This is a genomic window from Rhodanobacter lindaniclasticus (assembly GCF_004799035.1).
In the GTDB taxonomy this organism is placed as follows: Bacteria; Pseudomonadota; Gammaproteobacteria; order Xanthomonadales; family Rhodanobacteraceae; genus Rhodanobacter; species Rhodanobacter lindaniclasticus.
The window spans coordinates 56,821-73,076 of sequence record NZ_MWIO01000014.1 but is presented as its reverse complement, the minus strand read 5'-3'; the positions used below and the strand labels follow the sequence as shown (position 1 = coordinate 73,076).

General features: G+C 67.5%; 12 protein-coding genes. 9 read left to right on the top strand and 3 right to left on the bottom strand.

Annotation, left to right across the window (positions count from 1 at the left end; all coding sequences use genetic code 11):
- Positions 1–66: 66 nt before the first annotated feature.
- Entirely contained in the window at positions 67–1,677 is a 1,611-nt protein-coding gene (locus B1991_RS04745) for an electron transfer flavoprotein-ubiquinone oxidoreductase (protein WP_136257561.1), read from the bottom strand.
- Between the two features lie 172 nt (positions 1,678–1,849).
- Between B1991_RS04745 and B1991_RS04740 the strand changes: the two genes are divergently transcribed.
- The 7 genes from B1991_RS04740 (at position 1,850) to B1991_RS04710 (ending at position 10,473) form a co-directional block, all read left to right on the top strand.
- Positions 1,850–3,250 (top strand): amidase, encoded by a 1,401-nt coding sequence (locus tag B1991_RS04740; protein ID WP_136257560.1) that lies wholly within the window; start codon positions 1,850–1,852, stop codon positions 3,248–3,250.
- Positions 3,251–3,498: 248 nt separating this feature from the next.
- Complete coding sequence (cysD, locus tag B1991_RS04735; RefSeq protein ID WP_136257559.1) at positions 3,499–4,410, top strand: sulfate adenylyltransferase subunit CysD; 912 nt, start codon at positions 3,499–3,501, stop codon at positions 4,408–4,410.
- Positions 4,410–6,278, top strand: coding sequence for a sulfate adenylyltransferase subunit CysN (cysN, locus tag B1991_RS04730; RefSeq protein ID WP_136257558.1), 1,869 nt, complete (start codon positions 4,410–4,412; stop codon positions 6,276–6,278). The genes cysD and cysN overlap by 1 nt, the downstream gene beginning before the upstream one ends.
- Before the next feature lie 79 nt (positions 6,279–6,357).
- Positions 6,358–7,458 (top strand): glycine cleavage system aminomethyltransferase GcvT, encoded by a 1,101-nt coding sequence (gcvT, locus tag B1991_RS04725; protein ID WP_136257557.1) that lies wholly within the window; start codon positions 6,358–6,360, stop codon positions 7,456–7,458.
- Between the two features lie 85 nt (positions 7,459–7,543).
- Positions 7,544–7,939, top strand: a complete 396-nt coding sequence (gene gcvH / locus B1991_RS04720; RefSeq protein ID WP_136257556.1) for a glycine cleavage system protein GcvH — start codon at positions 7,544–7,546, stop codon at positions 7,937–7,939.
- 637 nt (positions 7,940–8,576) lie between these two features.
- Positions 8,577–9,128 (top strand): met regulon transcriptional regulator MetJ, encoded by a 552-nt coding sequence (gene metJ, locus B1991_RS19065; RefSeq protein WP_136257555.1) that lies wholly within the window; start codon positions 8,577–8,579, stop codon positions 9,126–9,128.
- Positions 9,129–9,459: 331 nt separating this feature from the next.
- Positions 9,460–10,473: an energy transducer TonB gene (locus tag B1991_RS04710; RefSeq protein ID WP_136257554.1), complete on the top strand. Its 1,014-nt coding sequence runs from the start codon at positions 9,460–9,462 to the stop codon at positions 10,471–10,473.
- Positions 10,474–10,688: 215 nt separating this feature from the next.
- Here the strand turns inward: B1991_RS04710 and B1991_RS04705 are convergent, their stop codons facing one another.
- Positions 10,689–11,972: a serine hydrolase domain-containing protein gene (locus B1991_RS04705; protein ID WP_136257553.1), complete on the bottom strand. Its 1,284-nt coding sequence runs from the start codon at positions 11,970–11,972 to the stop codon at positions 10,689–10,691.
- 55 nt (positions 11,973–12,027) lie between these two features.
- On the opposite strand from B1991_RS04705, the gene B1991_RS04700 reads away from it, so the two are divergent.
- Both B1991_RS04700 and B1991_RS04695 read left to right on the top strand, forming a co-directional pair.
- A complete protein-coding gene (locus B1991_RS04700) occupies positions 12,028–12,615 on the top strand; it encodes a LemA family protein (RefSeq protein WP_136257675.1) in 588 nt (195 codons plus the stop codon).
- 50 nt (positions 12,616–12,665) lie between these two features.
- A complete protein-coding gene (locus tag B1991_RS04695; RefSeq protein ID WP_136257552.1) occupies positions 12,666–14,555 on the top strand; it encodes a M48 family metallopeptidase in 1,890 nt (629 codons plus the stop codon).
- A gap of 62 nt (positions 14,556–14,617) precedes the next feature.
- Here the strand turns inward: B1991_RS04695 and B1991_RS04690 are convergent, their stop codons facing one another.
- The gene (locus B1991_RS04690; protein ID WP_210772089.1) at positions 14,618–16,249 is read right to left on the bottom strand and encodes a GMC family oxidoreductase; all 1,632 of its coding nucleotides are present in this window, start codon (positions 16,247–16,249) and stop codon (positions 14,618–14,620) included.
- Between the last annotated feature and the right edge of the window lie 7 nt (positions 16,250–16,256).

The following is a 16,256-nucleotide window of genomic DNA, read 5'->3' as shown; positions in this document are numbered from 1 at the left end:
CCACAGGTAGCCCAGGCGCTTGAGTCGCCAGTGCAGGTTGCCGATCAGTGGACTGCCCTCGGTCGCTCAGAGGTTCTGGTAATTCGGCCCCGAGCCACCCTCCGGCGTCACCCAGGTGATGATCTCGTACGGATCCTTGATGTCGCAGGTCTTGCAGTGCACGCAGTTGGCGGAATTGATCTGCAGGCGCTTGCCGTGCGGCTGGCTTTCGTCGGCCACCATCTCGTAGACCTGGGCGGGGCAGAAGCGGGTGCAGGGGTTGTCGTATTCCTCGACGCAACGGGTGGCGCAGATGTCGGTGTCGGCCACGTGCAGATGGACCGGCTGGTCCTCGTCGTGCTCGGTGGCGGCGAAGTAGACGCCGGCCAGGCGGTCGCGCGGAGGCAGCGTGCGTTGCACGTAGTCGCGCTTGGGCTCCTCGCATTCGCCCAGCTTGTGCAGGGTGGACCAGTCGGCCTTGTTCTTCAGCGTCCACGGCGACAGGCCGGCGGTGACGGTTTCCCAGGCGGCGTTGAGCAGGCCGAACCACAGGCCCTTCTTGAAGCCGGGTTTGACGTTGCGCACTTTCTTCAGCTCGGCCATCACCTCGGAGCCGCGCAGCTTCGCGTCGAAGCCGGTGGCGTCGAGACCGCTGGCGGCGAGGTGTTCGGCGGCCAGCATGCCGCTCTTCAGCGCCTGGTGGGTGCCCTTGATCTTCGGCACGTTGAGCAGGCCGGCGGTGTCGCCGATCAGGATGGCGCCCGGCATCTCGCACTTCGGCAGCGACTGCCAGCCGCCAGTGACGATGGCGCGTGCACCGGCCGAGAGGATGGTGCCGCCTTCCAGCAGCGACTTCACGCTCGGGTGGTTCTTCCATTGCTGAAACGCTTCCCACGGCTGGTACTTCGGGTCGCTGTAGTCGAGCCCGCTGATGTAGCCCAGCGCGATGCGATCCTTGTCCAGGTGGTAGAGGAAGCTGCCGCCATAGGTATGCGTATCGGCGGGCCAGCCGATGCTGTGCGCGATCTTGCCGGGCGTGACGCGCCCGGCGGGTAGCTGCCACAGCTCCTTGATGCCGATCGAATAGCCTTGCGGATCGCTGCCGGCATCGAGCCCGAAGCGCTTGACCAGCTGCTTGGTAAGGCTGCCGCGGGCGCCTTCGGCCAGCACGGTGAGCTTGGCCTTGATGTCGATGCCTTCGGTGTAGCCGGGCTTGTGCGTGCCGTCCTTGGCCACGCCCATGTCGCCGATGCGCACGCCGGCGACCGAACCGTCCTCGTTGTAGATGTTGTCGGCGGCAGCGAAGCCGGGGAACACGTCCACGCCCAGCGCCTCGGCCTGCGGCGCCAGCCACGCGCACAGCGCGCCCAGCGAGACGATGAAGTTGCCGTGGTTGCGCATGCCGGGCGGCACCGGCAGCCGGGTGCCGCCGGTTTTCGACAGCAGCCAGAACTCGTCCTTGCCGGCCGGCACGCAGATCGGCGGCGGGTTGTCGCGCCAGCCGGGCAGCAGGGCATCCAGCGGCTGCGGCTCGATCACCGCGCCGGAGAGGATCTGCGCGCCGATGGTCGATGACTTCTCGATCACGCACACGCTCGTGTCCGGCTTCAGCTGCTTCAGGCGGATCGCGAATGCCAGGCCGGCAGGGCCGGCGCCGACCACGACGACGTCGTATTCCATGGTTTCGCGCTCGCTCATGGCGAACTCCTGCAGTGCGGGAAAGGGTGGCGTCTTCGATGCGTCATCGACGCACGATACCCTGCCGCATTGTCCGGATTCGAGCCATGCAGGGCAACGCGTGCTGCGCCACCGCTTGCAATCGTCGCGGGTCGGGCGGTGATAATCGCAACCGTATTGCTAAGGAGAGTTCATGAATTCGATGCCGCCGATCGCCGATATCGACCTGCGCCGCGCATCGCTGTGCCAACTCCTGCACTGGCTTGCCACGGGCAGGGTACGGCCGGAAGCCCTGGCCGATGTCTACCAGCAGGCCATCGAGCGACTCGATCCCCAGCTCAACTGCTACGTCGACCAGCGTCCCGGGCTGATGCAGGAACAGGCGCACATGGCCGACCGGCGTCGCCGCGACGGCGTGATCGGCCGGCTCGACGGCATCCCGCTGGCGTTGAAGGACAACCTCGACATGGCCGGCTGGCCCACGCGGGTGGGCCTGCCCGGGCGTGGCAAACCGGTGGCGAACGACGCCCACGTGGTGGCGCGTCTGCGCGCGTCCGGCGCGGTGGTGATCGGCAAGACCAACATGGATGAGGGCGCGCTGGGCGCAGCCACCGACAATCCGCATTTCGGTGCCACCCACAACCCGCACCGCCACGGCTACAGCGCGGGCGGCTCCTCCGGCGGCGCCGCCGCGGCGGTGGCCGCGGGCCTGGCGGTGGCGGCGGTGGGTTCGGACAGCCTGGGCTCGATCCGCATTCCGGCGAGCTACTGCGGCATCTACGGGCTGAAGCCCACGCATGGCGAGATTTCCGCGCGCGGCCTGGTGCCGGCCGCGCGTCGGCTCGATTCGGTGGGCCTGCTGGCGCGCAGCGTCGAGGACCTCACCGTGCTGCTGCAGGTGCTGGCTGGCTACGACGCCGACGACGCGCGCTCGCGCCGCCGGCGCGTGGCGTTCGCGCTGCCGGACTGGGATCCCGGCCATCTGCGCGCGGGCCTGCTGCCGGACCTGGCGGCCGTCGGCGTGCAGCCGGAGGTGATCGAGGTGTTCGAGGCCGCGCTGGCCCGGCTGCCGCATGCGCTGAGCGATCGCCGCACGGTCGACTTCGACGACTGGAACTTTGCCCGCACCCGCCGCGCCGGCCTGCTGTTGATGGAGGCGGAAATGCTCGGCACGTTTGCCGAGGATCTTTCGCCTGACGCGAAGCATCCCGTGTCCGAGCGCTTCCGGCGCATGCTCGGCTACGCCGCCGGCAAGAGCGCCGCGGACTACGCTACAGCGGACCGCGTGCTGGATGCCGCCACGCTGAAGATGCGCCGGCTGTTCGCCCAGGTCGACGTGCTGGTGCTGCCGACCACGCCGCAAGGCGCGTTTCCGCTGGATGGCCCGGCCCCGGATTCGGCGGCCGACCTCACCAGTTTCGCCAGCCTCGCCGGTTGCCCGGCGGTGAGCCTGCCGATGGGCAAGCTCTCCGACGGCCTGCCGGTGGGTCTGCAACTGGTCGGCCCGCGCGGCTCCGACCTGCGCCTGCTGGAACTGGCTGCGGCCTGCGCCTCGACGCTGGACGCCGAGCCCGCCTACCCAGTGCTGGAATGACGCGCAGCGAGTAGTCGCATGGGCAAATGGCGGGCGGTGCCCGCCCTACCTTCATTCGTCGTGCCGCACGCAGAACCCCTGCGCTGCAACCTCATCGCCATCGCCCACGGCCATATCCATATGCGAACTCCTTTGGCCCCTCTTTCGAGGAGTGGCGTTCGCGCGATCTATACTGCGAGGTTCCAGGATGACGCTCGCCCGATGGGCGACGTCGTTTCGGCCACACCTGCCATCGAGTTCGCCACCCCATGACGGCTACCGCACCGCGTTCCCACCTCGACGACCTCGAGGCCGAGAGCATCCACATCTTCCGCGAAGTGCAGGCAGCGTTTCGTCACCCGGTGATGCTGTATTCGATCGGCAAGGATTCCTCGGTGCTGCTGCACCTGCTGCGCAAGGCGTTCCATCCGGCGAAGCCGCCGATGCCGCTGCTGCACGTCGATACCACCTGGAAGTTTCGCGAGATGATCGCCTTCCGCGAGCAAGTGGCTGCGGCAGGTGACGTGGAGGTGCTGGTGCACACCAACCAGGATGGCGTGCGCCAGGGCATCTCGCCGCTGACCCACGGCGCGGCCGTGCACACCGACGTGATGAAGACCCAGGCGCTGAAGCAGGCGCTGGACCAGCACGGTTTCGACGCTGCCATCGGCGGCGCGCGTCGCGACGAGGAGAAGTCGCGCGCGAAGGAGCGCGTGTTCTCCTTCCGCAACGCGCAGCATCGCTGGGACCCGAAGAACCAGCGGCCGGAGCTGTGGCGCAACTACAACACCTTCGTGCGCCAGGGTGAGAGCGTGCGCGTGTTCCCGCTGTCCAACTGGACCGAGATGGACGTGTGGCTGTACATCCAGCGCGAGAACATCCCGCTGGTGCCGCTGTACTTCGCCAAGCCGCGCCCGGTGGTGGAACGTGACGGCGCGCTGATCATGGTCGACGATGATCGCTTCACCCTGCGCGAGGGCGAGAGCGTGCAGATGCGCGAGGTACGTTTTCGCACGCTGGGCTGCTACCCGCTGACCGGCGCGGTGGAGTCCTCCGCCACCACCGTGCAGAGGATCATCGACGAGATGGCCGCCTCGCGCACCTCCGAGCGCCAGGGCCGGGTGATCGACCACGATCCCTCCGCGTCGATGGAGCACAAGAAGCAGGAGGGCTACTTCTGATGGCCGCGCCGGAGAAGGGCCTGCTTCGTTTCATCACCTGCGGCAGCGTGGACGACGGCAAGAGCACCTTGCTCGGCCGCCTGTTGTACGACGCCGGCATGCTGGCGGATGACCAGCTGGAGGCGCTGGCGCGGGAGAGCCGTCGGCTGCATGCCGATGCCGCCGATGGCGTGCTCGATTTCGCCCTGCTGACCGATGGCCTGGACGCCGAGCGCGAGCAGGGCATCACCATCGACGTGGCCTACCGCTATTTCCACACCGCGCGGCGCAGCTTCATCGTGGCCGATTGCCCCGGCCACGAGCAGTACACCCGCAACATGGCCACCGGTGCCTCCAACGCGGAGCTGGCCGTGGTACTGGTCGACGCGCGCAAGGGCGTGCTGACGCAGACGCGCCGGCACACATATATATGTGGCCTGCTCGGCATTCGCCACGTGCTGCTGGCGGTCAACAAGATGGACCTGGTCGACTACCGCCAGGACGTGCACGAGGCCATCGCCACCGAGTACCGCGAGCTCGCCCGCAGCCTGGGCATCGAGCACGTGCATTGCCTGCCGGTGTCCGCGCTGAACGGCGACAACGTGGGCAGCCGCTCGCCGCGCATGCCCTGGTACGACGGCGGCAGTCTGCTGGAACGGTTGGAGACGGCGGAGGTAACACGCTTCCGTGCCACCGACTTCCGCATGCCGGTGCAATGGGTGAACCGCCCGGACCAGTCGTTCCGCGGCTACGCCGGCACCATCTGCGGCGGCAGTGTGGCGCGCGGCGACGAGGTCGTGGTGCAGCCGGGCGTGCAGCGCGCCCGAGTCGAACGCATCGTGACCTTCGATGGTGATCTGGAGCGCGCCGGCGAAGGCCAGGCGGTGACGCTGTGCCTGGATCGCGAACTCGACGCCAGCCGCGGCGACGTCATCGCCGATGCGCTGCGCCCGGCGCCGGTCGCCGACCAGTTCACCTGCCACCTGCTGTGGATGGGCGACGGCAACCTGCTGCCCAACCGCACCTACCGGCTGAAGATCGGCACGCGCACGGTCAATGCGCGGATCATGTCGATCAAGCACAAGGTCGACGTCAACAGCCAGGCGCAGCTTGCGGCGCGCCACCTGGAGCTCAACGAGGTCGGCTACTGCACGGTGGGCCTGGACGACGCGATCGCGTTCGAGCCGTACGCCACCAATCGCGACCTCGGCGGCTTCATCCTGATCGATCGCCAGAGCAACGCCACGGTGGCCTGCGGCATGCTCGACTTCGCGCTGGGTCGCTCCAGCAACGTGCACTGGCAGCACGTGGACATCGACAAGCGCGTGCGCGGCGCCAGCAAGGGGCAGCATCCGCTGTGCCTGTGGTTCACCGGCCTGTCCGGTGCCGGCAAGTCCACCATCGCCAACCTGGTCGAGCGCAAGCTGCACGCGCTGGGCTACCACACCTACCTGCTGGACGGCGACAACGTGCGCCACGGCATCAACAAGGATCTGGGCTTCACCCCCGCCGACCGCGTGGAGAATATCCGCCGCATCGCCGAGGTCGCCCACCTGATGGTGGATGCGGGGCTGATCGTGCTGGTCAGCGCGATCTCGCCGTACCGCAGCGAGCGGCGCTCGGCGCGCGAGCTGTTCGGCAGCGGGGAGTTTGTCGAGGTGTTCGTCGACGCGCCGCTGGAGGAGTGCGAGCGGCGCGATCCGAAGGGCCTCTATCGCAAGGCGCGCGCCGGCGAGATCCGCAACTTCACCGGCATCGACGCGCCGTACGAGCGGCCGTTGTCGCCGGACGTGCACCTGCTCAGCGGGGGCCAGCGCGCCGAGCAGCTGGCCGAGCAGCTGACCGCGGAATTGCTGGCGGGGATCGACCGCAGCAGCGCCGGCGACTGAGCGTTTTGCCGCACAGCTTGGATTGCCCTGTGCCGGCGGCGATAATGGCCCATTCCTCAATCAGCAGGGCGCCGCCGCGATGACCGAGAAGACCGTACTCAATGCCACCCATCGCGCGCTCGGCGCGCGGATGGTGGATTTTGGCGGCTGGGACATGCCGATCAACTACGGCTCGCAGATCGAGGAGCATCACGCCGTGCGCCGCGACGCCGGCATGTTCGACGTCTCGCACATGACCGTGGTCGACCTGCACGGTGCCCGCACGCGCGAATTCCTGCGTCGCCTGCTGGCGAACAACATCGACAAGCTGAAGGTGCACGGCAAGGCGCTGTACTCGTGCATGCTGAACGAGCGCGGCGGGGTGATCGACGACCTGATCGTGTACTACCTGGGCGAAGAGTTTTTCCGGCTGGTGGTCAACGCCGCCACCCGGGCCAAGGACCTGGCCTGGATCGAACGCCAGGCGCAGGCGTTCGACGTGCAGGTGAAGGAGCGCCCCGACTTCGCGATGATCGCGGTGCAGGGGCCGCAGGCGCGGGCGAAGGTGCTCGGCCTGCTGCACGACGTCGACCGCCCGCGCATCGAGAAGCTGGGCAAGTTCGTCGCCGCCGCGGCGCAGGGCCCGCATGGCATGCCGCTGTTCGTGGCACGCACCGGCTACACCGGCGAGGACGGTTTCGAGATCATGCTGCCGGCAGAGCACGCGGTGGCGCTGTGGGAGGCGTTGCTCGCCGCCGGCGTGAAGCCGGCCGGGCTGGGCGCGCGCGACACCTTGCGTCTGGAGGCCGGCATGAACCTGTACGGACAGGACATGGACGAGGACGTGTCGCCGTGGGAGGCGAACCTGGGCTGGACGGTGTCGCTGGACGAGGGGCGCGACTTCATCGGGCGCGCCGTGCTTGAACAGCAGAAAGCCGCCGGCGTGGCGCGCGTGATGATCGGCGTGGTACTCGACGAAAAGGGTGTGCTGCGCCACGGCCAGAAGGTGCTCACGGCGAACGGAGATGGCGAGATCCTCTCCGGCAGCTTCGCCCCCACGCTGGACAAGGCGATCGCGTTCGCCCGCGTGCCGGCCGGCGACACCGGCGCCCTGCGCGTGGACATTCGCGGCCGCGAGGTGGCGGTGCGCCAGGTGAAATATCCCTTCGTGCGCGACGGCAAGCCCTGCGACGGCATCTGATCGTGCCTTGCCCTTTTCCTCACGGCGAATGCCGCTAGAATTCCCATCCGTAACCGCCTTCCCCTCCCAACGACTGGACCCGACCATGAGCGAGATTCCCGGCGATCTGAAGTTTCTCAAATCCCACGAATGGGCCCGCGTTGAAGACGACGGCCTGGTGCGGGTCGGCATTTCCGACCACGCCCAGGGCCAGCTGGGGGACCTGGTCTACGTGGAGTTGCCGGAAATCGGCGCCGCGGTGAAGGCCGGCACCGGCACCGCCGTGGTGGAGTCGGTCAAGGCCGCCTCGGACATCTATTCGCCGGTGTCGGGCGAGATCGTCGAGGTCAACGAGCTGCTCAACGACAAGCCCGAGACGATCAACGAGGACGCCTTCGGCGATGGCTGGATCTTCCTCGTGCGGCCCAGCGATCGTGCCGAGCTGGATGAGTTGCTCGACGCCAACGACTACCAGGAACTGATCGAGAACGAGGATCACTGATCCGATCGCGTCAATCGATCTCCCCGAGTACGCTGCCGGCCGCCATGTGCGGCCGGTTTCATTTTTGATGCTTGCATCGGCGTGCGGCAGCTTCCTTCAGGCACATTTCCGCGCGCTGCAAAACGCGGCTCGAGCATGCGCTTGCACGACGGAACGGATCGATCGTCGCGCTGATTTTCGTCGCCGCGAGTCACCGGGATTCGGCGTCGCCGGTCCTCGGTCTGGTTGTCGTCGCGGTCCGCTTCGGCGCGGGAACCGCTTCCGTCGCGGTTGTCCGGGTCGTCATCCGCGTCCTCCCGGTCGCATTCCGTTCATTTGCCGGAGTCGCCCGTATCCGCCGTCGCGCACGCTCTTTCGCGGTACGCGTTCGTCGACGGTGCGCATTCGCCGATGTTTGCCGCGATTGCTGGATTTGGCCTGTTTTACGCGATTTAAGGCATGTTTCGGCAAATGGCGTGTTTCAAGCATGGACGTCTAGACGTCCAATGGAAAAACCGGCCGTGGCCGGCACGCCCTTGTCGGCACGGGGCTGGCGGGGTGGTGGTGATTCGGGTGGGCGAAAACACATGGCGAAAATCAATTGACAGTTGAAATCTTCGGGGATAGCTTTCGCAGCAGATCACGGGGAATGCGTTTTATGGCGACAACGAAATTCATCAAGCCCTATGTCGAGCACGGTGAAAAAGCCAATGCAGTTCGCAAGATCACGGTCTCGATTCCGCTGCATGTTCTGCGACGGCTTTCTGATTTGCGCACCCACCGACAGGTGAACAATCTTCGGCACGCGACGAACAGCGACTTGCTGGTTGAAGCGTTCCTGCATGCTTTTACTGGGCAACCACTGCCAACTGATGAGGAGCTGAGACGAACCATGGCCACTGCCAAGAAATCCGCTGCAAAGAAACCGGCTGCCAAGAAGGCCGCTGCCAAGAAACCGGCTGCCAAGAAACCGGCCGCCAAGAAAGCCGCAGCCCGGAAGCCGGCTGCGAAGAAGCCGGCCGCCAAGAAGGCTGCCGCGAAGAAGGCCGTCCGCAAGCCGGCGGCTGCCAAGAAAGCCGCGGTGAAGAAGGTCGCGGTAAAGAAGGTCGCCAAGAAGCCGGCGAAGAAAGCTGCACCGAAGAAGGCTGCGGCGGCGAAGGTGGTCAAGGCCACCAAGACCGCAAAGCCGAAGGCCAAGACCAAGAAGTAAGCTACACGCAACACGCAACAAGGCGACACCCACAACAAGATATGCCATCGACTTCTCCCCCCGCGGTGCCCAGCGCGGGGGGAGCACTTCGAGAAAGTTCGTCCCGGCCAGGCCGGGACGCTTCATTTCCGGGGTACGCAATGAGGCGGGTGACCGTGTCGCCGCCCCTGCCATCTTCGCCGCGCCGACGCGCGCCCGCCCGGGGACGCGGCATTGCCGTGCTGCGCCATTGGAGTTACCTTCTGCACATCCGCGCCGCGGCGTATCCGGGGGATCGCCGCTCCTACAGGGGGAAAAAGCGCGGGTATCTGTCGACACTCAGTGAGAGACCATGGATACCCGATATTCACTTCAGACGCGCCGGCGCGCGCGTGGGGCCGTCCGGCCGACCTACATCGCGATCATTGCCGTCTTTGTGCTGCTGGCCATCGGCGCGTGGTTTCTCATCCTCAAGCCGCATCAGGAACTGATGCTGGCCGATTCGGGCGGGCATCCGTCGACGCCGGTCACCGCAGTGACGCGGGCGACGCCGCCGCCGGTCAACGTGGCGGGGATGGACATCAACCAGCTGGTGGATGAAGCGCGTTCGGCCATGGGCCAGCAGCGTTATCTGGCGCCGGCCGGCAACAACGCATTCGAGTTCTACCTGCGTGTGCTGGAGAAGGACCCGGGCAACAAGGTGGCCTCCGATGCGCTGCGCGAGACCTTCCCGTTCGCGGCCAACCAGGCCGAGCAGGCGATCAACTCGCGCGACTTCGGCGAAGCGCAGCGCGAGATCGATCTGCTCTCCAAGGCCGATCCGACCAACTTCACGCTGACCATCCTGCGCTCCAAGCTCGACGCCCAGCGCAAGACGCTGGATCAGCAACAGCAGCAAGCGCTGGATCAGCAGAAGGCTGCCGCGCTGGCGGCGCAGAAGGCCGCCGCCGACAAGGCCGCCGCCGATCAGCTCGCACAGCAGCAGGCAGCCCAGGCGGCACAGCAACAGCCGACGCAGTCGGCGCAGGCCGGTGCGCAGAATGCCGCCCAGCCGGGCGGCAATGCCTCCGCTGTCGCCGCGCCCGCGCCGGTCGGACCGACGGCCGATGCCGTTCTGGTCAAGGCGGCCGCACCGCACTACCCGCCCGCCGCCGTGCGTTCGCGCCAGGAGGGTTGGGTGGTGGTTTCGTTCACCGTGGGTACCGACGGCAAGCCCGTCAACGTCCGGGTGGTCGATGCGCAGCCGCGCCGCATCTTCGATCGCGCCGCGATCGAGGCGGTCGAGAATTATGAGTTCAAGCCGGCGGTGCGCAATGGCGTGCCCGTGGTCAGTGCGCGGCAACAGCGGATCGAGTTCAAGTTCTGACGCGCGACCCGGCTGTCGCGTGAACCGGACGGCGCGTGCTGCGGCACGCGCCGTTCTGCTGCCCGGGGTGGCGTGCCGACAGGCAGGGCGTGGCCATCAAGCGGCAGGATGATCCTCGCGTCGGCCGTGAGGGATCGTCCGTCGCCCGGTTGCGCGGGCATATGGTGCCGGCCAGATGCATGGGCCATCGGCTCGCTTGCCGCGCGGGATCGGCGTCAGCGACGTCGCGCCGGGCGCGCCTTGCGGACCTTCTTGCGCGACACCGGCTTCTTCGGCGCGCTTTCGATCTGCGCCCAGTCGACGTGCGGCAGGCCGAGCAGGTCGTCGAACACCATCGGCATCAGGCCGCTCGGCGTCGGGCCTGTGGAGTTCCACAGGGTGACCACGCCCACGTTGTACTTCGGAAAGAAGCCGATCATGGTGCGGTAGCCGGCTACCGCACCGGCGTGATAGATCAGGGTTTCGCCCGCGTAGCGGTAGACGCGCCAGCCCAGCGCGTAGTGGGCATCGGTCAGTCGCGCGCGACGCCATGCAGTGGAGCGCAGTTCGCTGGGTGTGCTGACACCGGATGCGTGCAGCTTGTTGAGCAGGGCGCTGGACAGCACGTCCGGGCGGTCTCCCATTTGCGCGATCAGCCACTTCTCCATGTCGCGCAGGCTGGCATTGACGCCCGCCGCCGGCGCCACGCGGTAGTAGGTTTCATTCGGCTCGAACGGAACCCAGCCATGTCTCGAGGCGTGATGCGGACGCGCCCAGCTCTTGCTCGATTCCAGCCCGGCGCGGCCATAGGTGGCGGTGGTCATGCCCAGCGGGTAGAACAGGCGCTTGTCGACCAGGTGGTAGAAAAAGTCGCCGGTACGCGCGAGCACCACGTCGCCGATCATGCTGAAGGCGACGTTCTGGTAGCCGTAGCACTGGCCGACGCCGCAGGTCATGTCGACCTCGTCCAGCTTGCGCACCAGTTCCTGGTACGGAATGTCGCCCTCGAGCATGTTGTCGAAGGTGTTGCGCGGCAGGCCGATCTTCTGCCCGAGAATGTCGCTGACCGTGGCCTGGTCGGCTTCCTGCATGTTCTTGAGCTTGAAGTAGGGCAGCACGTCGATCAGGCGGGTATCCCAGTCGAGCTTGCCGTCGTCCACCAGCAGGCCGGTGATGGCGGTGGCGAATGCCTTGGACAGCGAGGCCAGGCGAAACACCGTGGTCGGCGTCACCGGTTCGCGCGTGGCGACATCGGCGTAGCCGACGGTGCCTTCGAACACCACCTTGTCGCCGACCACCACGGCGGTGGCCAGGCCGGCGACGGCGTCGCGCTCGCCCAGCAGGTTGAGCCAGCGCTTGTAGTCGTCCAGGGTTTTCTGGATGCGTGCCGGTGGCAGCGTCGTCGGGCCCGCCGATGGCGGCAGTGCGGTGGCGGGCGTGGCGGCGAGCGGGTTGCAGAAGATCGCGCAGGACAGGCCGAGGCCGCCGGCGATCACGAGAAAGATCTTGCGAAACGGCATGGTATTCTGGCTGTGTTCCGGCGTGGGGATACGCCTCTGGGTGGAGAACTTGTCGATGGGCCTGATCATTTTTCTGGTTGTTGTCGTCCTGATTGTCTTGTACTTCGTGGCGATCTACAACGGACTGGTTACCTCTCGCAACAGCTACAAGAACGCTTTCGCGCAGATCGACGTGCAACTGACGCGCCGGCATGACCTGATCCCGAACCTGGTCGAGACCGCGAAGGGCTACCTCGCGCATGAGCGCGGCACGCTCGAGGCGGTGGTGCAGGCGCGCAATGCGGCCGTCAGCGGTCTGGCCGGCGCCAAGGCCAATCCCGGCGATCCGGCGGCGATGCAGCAACTGGCCAGCAGCGAGAATGCGCTGACCCAGACCCTGGGCCATCTTTTCGCGCTGCAGGAGGCCTATCCGGACCTGAAGGCCAACCAAACGATGATGCAGCTCTCCGAAGAGCTCACCTCGACCGAGAACCGCGTGGCGTTTGCGCGGCAGGCGTACAACGATTCGGTGCTGACCTACAACAACAAGCGCGAGGTGTTCCCCGCGTCGTTCGTGGCCAACAGCTTCGGGTTTGCCGCCGCCGAGCCGCTGAAGATCGAAGATCCCGCCGTGCGCGAAGTGCCGAAGGTCTCGTTCAGCTGATCGTCGCGGTGTCGCGGCCGCGACGCCGCTGACCGTCCGTCGGAGCCTCCATGGATTTCTTCGCCCAACAGGCGCGCGTGCGCGGCAGCAGCCGGCGGTTGGTGATCCTGTTCGTGCTGGCGGTGATCGCCATCGTGGCGGCAATCGACGCGGTGGTCTGGTTCGCGCTGGGCCAGCATCCGGCGCCCGGTGAGCCGCCTGCGTCCAACCTGAAGCTGCTGCTGGGCAGCAGCGTGATCGTGCTGGCCGGCATCGGGCTCAGCTCGCTGTTCCGCATCATGAGCCTGTCGGGCGGCGGCAAGAGCGTGGCCGAGAGCATGGGGGCGACGGTGGTGCCGCCGGACACGCGTGATCCCGCGTTGCGCCGGCTGCGCAATGTGATCGAGGAAGTGGCCATCGCCGCCGGCGTACCGGTACCGGACATCTACCTGATGGCCGACGAGCCGGGCATCAACGCCTTCGCCGCCGGGTACTCGGCTTCCGATGCGGCCGTGTGCGTGACCCGGGGTTGCCTGGACAACCTGACGCGTGACGAACTGCAGGGCGTGATCGCGCACGAGTTCAGCCACGTGCTCAATGGCGACATGCGGCTGAACATCCGCCTGATGGGTTTGCTGTTCGGCATCCTGGTGCTGGCCGTGGTGGGGCGGCGGGTGATCTGGTTCGGCGGCGGCCGCAGCAATCGTCGGGGCAGCGGCCAGGTGTGGATGATCGGGCTGGCGCTGATCGTGGTCGGCTACGTCGGCTATTTCTTCGGGCGACTGATCCAGGCGGCGGTGGCCCGTTCGCGCGAATCGCTGGCCGATGCGTCGGCGGTGCAGTTCACCCGCCAGACCGACGGCATCGCCGGCGCGCTGAAGAAGATCGCGATCTTGAGCGAGGGATCGCAATTGCAGGCGGCCAACAAGCAGGAAGTGGCGCACATGCTGTTCGGCGAGGGCGGCAGTTTCAACGCGCTGTTTGCCACCCATCCCCCCTTGCTCGAACGCATCCGCGCGCTGGAGCCTGGCTTCACGCAGGCCGATCTGGCGCGCACGGCGGCGGAGCTGCAGCGCGTGGCCGCGTCGCCGCCGCAGAAGCCGGCGCCGGCAAGCACGCCGGGCGCCACCTCGGGCGTGCCGGGGTTGTCGTTGCCGCCGGTGTTGACCGGCGTGCTGGCTGGCGGCGTGGCGGCGGCTCCGGCATTCCAGCGTGCCGCGGCCGTGCAGCAGGCGATGCCTGCGAGTTTGAACGATGCCGTGCAGCAGCCGGAATCCGCGCTGACGGTGATGCTGGCGCTGGCGCTGTCACCCGCGGCCGAGTTGCAGCCCGCGCAGCGCCGGATCGTCGCCGATGCGTTTGGCGATGACGTGCAGCGTGCCGTGCTGGCACAGGCTTCCGCCGTGGCTGCGCTGACGCCGATCGCGCGCCTGCCGCTGGTTTCGCTGGCGTTTCCTGCGCTCAGGCAACTGCCCGAAGGACGCCAGCAGACCTTGGTGCGCACGCTCGAAAATCTGGTCAGGGCGGATGGCCGGGTCGACATCAACGAGTACTGCCTGGCGCGGCTGCTGCGCATTCAGCTGAGTGAGGCGCGCGAGCCGCGCAGCGCGCCGGTCGATGGCGTGAAGAAATTGCCGGCCGCGCGTGACAGCGTGATCCTGGTGTGCACCGTTGTCGCCGCAGCCGGCTGCTCGGACGAGGCAGGCGCAAGGCGCGCCTGGCTGTTCGCGATGCAGCAGGCGTTCCCCGGCGAGGCGATCGAGTGGGTGCCGCCACCGATGGCCTGGCAGGCGTCGTTCGAGCGCGCGCTGGATGATCTGGACGGCCTGAGCCCGATGGCCAAGGAGTTGGTGATCCAGGCCTTGCTGCGTGCAGTCCACGCCGACGGCCAGGTCAGCGTGGAGGAGGCGGAACTGCTGCGGGTGATCTGCGCCAGCCTGCATTGCCCGCTGGCTTTGTAGGAACGAACTTGTGCGCGATGCCCTTCGCCACGTGACGGAAAGCATCGCGCACAAGTGCGCTCCTACAGTGTTTCGCGGAGGATCAGCGCGCTGGCGCGTTCGGCGATCATGATCGTGGGTGCGTTGGTGTTGCCGGTCGGCAGGGAGGGCATCACCGAGGCGTCGACCACGCGCAGGCCGCTTGCGCCGCGCACGCGCAGTTCGCTGTCGACCACCGCGCGATCATCCTTGCCCATGCGGCAGGTGCCGACCGGGTGGTAGATGGTTTCGGCCTTGCGCTGGATGAAGTCGACGTATTCCGCATCGGTGTGGATGCGCCGCTCGGGGAACACCGGCTCGCCGCGGTGCGGTGCGAACGCCGGCTGGTCGAGGATCTCGCGCGACAGCCGCGCCGCCTCGACCATCATCTTCAGGTCGTGGCCTTCCGCGTCGCTGAGGTAGCCGGCGTGGATCGCGATCGGCTGTGCGGGATCGGCCGAGTGCAGCCGCAGCCGGCCGCGGCTGCGCGGGTGCAGGTAGCACGCGTGCAGCGTGTAGCCGTAGCCGGGCAGGCGGTGGCGGCCGTGATCGTCGAGCAGTGCGGGCACGAAATGGAACTGCAGGTCGCAACGCGCGTCGGTGGCGAAGCGGCTGCGCACGAAGCCGCCGGCCTCGGCCACGTTGGAGCTGCCCGGGCCGTCACGATGACGCAGCCAGCGCCAGCCGGCGGACAGTTCGTTGAGGTGGTCGTAGCTGAGCTTGCCGGGATTGTCGTCCAGGGTGCAGATGTCCAGGTGGTCCTGCAGGTTGGCGCCGACCTCGGGCAGGTCGGCCAGCACGGTGATGTCGTGCTCGCGCAGGTGATCGGCCGGGCCGATGCCGGACAGCATCAGCAACTGCGGCGTGTTGATCGCGCCGGCGGCCAGGATCACCTCGCCGGCTTCGATCCGCTCGGCTTCGCGATGGCCCTGGCGGAGTTGGACGCCGACCGCACGTCCGTGGTCCAGCAGCACGCGCTCGACCAGCACGCCGGTGCGCACGTGCAGGTTCGCCCGCCGGCGCACCGGTTTCAGGAATGCCGCCGCACTCGAGCAGCGCGCGCCGTCGCGCTGGGTCACCTGGTACAGGCCGAAGCCGGCCTGCTGCTCGCCGTTGAAGTCGTCGTTGCGCGGGTAGCCGGCGCTGCCCGCCGCGTCGACCAGCGCGATGGACAACTCGTTGCGGTGGCGCAGGTCGGACACCCCCAGCGGGCCGCCGCTGCCGTGCAGTGCGCTGGCGCCGCGGCTGTTGTCCTCGCTGCGCAGGAACCAGGGCAACACCTCGCGCCACGACCAGCGCAGATCGCCACTGGCCTCGGCCCAGCCGTCGTAGTCGGCCGCCGTGCCGCGGATGTAGCACATCGCATTGATCGAACTGGAACCGCCCAGGGTCTTGCCGCGCGGCCACCACAAGCGGCGCTGGTTGAGCGCGGGCTCCGGCTCGGTGCGGTAGTTCCAGTTCAATGCGCGGTTGTTGGCCAGCCGGGCGATGCCCGCCGGCATGTGGACCAGCGGGTGCCAGTCCGTCGGCCCGGCTTCCAGCAGCAGCACGCGCCTGCCCGGGGCGGCGCTGAGCCGGTTGGCCAGCACGCAACCGGCCGAACCGGCGCCGACGATGATGAAGTCGTAATGGTCCAAGTCTTCCCCCTGCGCCAGCCTGACGAGGCGCGATCGCATGCTAGGC

Excerpts from the sequence above, each read along its gene's own strand:
- B1991_RS04745 (WP_136257561.1), bottom strand. The coding sequence starts at position 1,677 with ATGAGCGAGCGCGAAACCATGGAATACGACGTCGTCGTGGTCGGCGCC.
- B1991_RS04740 (WP_136257560.1), top strand. The coding sequence starts at position 1,850 with ATGAATTCGATGCCGCCGATCGCCGATATCGACCTGCGCCGCGCATCG.
- cysD (WP_136257559.1), top strand. The coding sequence starts at position 3,499 with ATGACGGCTACCGCACCGCGTTCCCACCTCGACGACCTCGAGGCCGAG.
- cysN (WP_136257558.1), top strand. The coding sequence starts at position 4,410 with ATGGCCGCGCCGGAGAAGGGCCTGCTTCGTTTCATCACCTGCGGCAGC.
- gcvT (WP_136257557.1), top strand. The coding sequence starts at position 6,358 with ATGACCGAGAAGACCGTACTCAATGCCACCCATCGCGCGCTCGGCGCG.
- gcvH (WP_136257556.1), top strand. The coding sequence starts at position 7,544 with ATGAGCGAGATTCCCGGCGATCTGAAGTTTCTCAAATCCCACGAATGG.
- metJ (WP_136257555.1), top strand. The coding sequence starts at position 8,577 with ATGGCGACAACGAAATTCATCAAGCCCTATGTCGAGCACGGTGAAAAA.
- B1991_RS04710 (WP_136257554.1), top strand. The coding sequence starts at position 9,460 with ATGGATACCCGATATTCACTTCAGACGCGCCGGCGCGCGCGTGGGGCC.
- B1991_RS04705 (WP_136257553.1), bottom strand. The coding sequence starts at position 11,972 with ATGCCGTTTCGCAAGATCTTTCTCGTGATCGCCGGCGGCCTCGGCCTG.
- B1991_RS04700 (WP_136257675.1), top strand. The coding sequence starts at position 12,028 with ATGGGCCTGATCATTTTTCTGGTTGTTGTCGTCCTGATTGTCTTGTAC.
- B1991_RS04695 (WP_136257552.1), top strand. The coding sequence starts at position 12,666 with ATGGATTTCTTCGCCCAACAGGCGCGCGTGCGCGGCAGCAGCCGGCGG.
- B1991_RS04690 (WP_210772089.1), bottom strand. The coding sequence starts at position 16,249 with ATGCGATCGCGCCTCGTCAGGCTGGCGCAGGGGGAAGACTTGGACCAT.